The sequence below is a fragment of the Achromobacter sp. SIMBA_011 genome (assembly GCF_046535435.1).
In the GTDB taxonomy this organism is placed as follows: domain Bacteria; phylum Pseudomonadota; class Gammaproteobacteria; order Burkholderiales; family Burkholderiaceae_B; genus Achromobacter; species Achromobacter dolens.
In genome coordinates, this window is record NZ_JAWRWN010000063.1 from 1 (window position 1) to 439 (window position 439).

Below are 439 nucleotides of genomic sequence, written 5' to 3' on the forward strand. Positions count from 1 at the left end.
CTTTCCATCGACGATTTCCAGCGTATTCGCGCGCGTGAAATCGAGACCCAGACGCGCCTTGAGGCGCTCGGTGAAGAACGTGAAGCCGCCCGAGACGAGCAGCGTTTTCAGGCCCGCCGCACGCGCGCCCGCGAGCATGGTTTCCGCGCCCGGCGAGAGTTGCAGACGCTCTTCGTAGACGCGTTCGAGCGCGCTCGCGTCGAGGCCCTTGAGCAGCGCCACGCGGCGCGTGAGGCTCTCGTTGAAATCCTTGATCTCGCCGCGCATCGACGCTTCGGTGATCGCCGCGACTTCGGCTTTCAGACCGCAGAAGTCCGCGATTTCGTCGATACATTCGATCGTGATGAGCGTCGAATCCATGTCCATCGCGACGAGGCCGAAATCGGCCAGCGTGCGGCCCGCTTCCACGAACGCGTAGTCGAGCTGGTGCGTGCCGCAG

At 64.2% G+C, this 439-nt stretch carries 1 protein-coding gene; it reads right to left on the reverse strand.

Annotation, left to right across the window (positions count from 1 at the left end; translation table 11 throughout):
* Positions 1-439, reverse strand: a 439-nt coding sequence (locus SB816_RS29915; protein ID WP_410547978.1) for an HAD-IB family phosphatase, incomplete at both ends; no start/stop codon positions are given.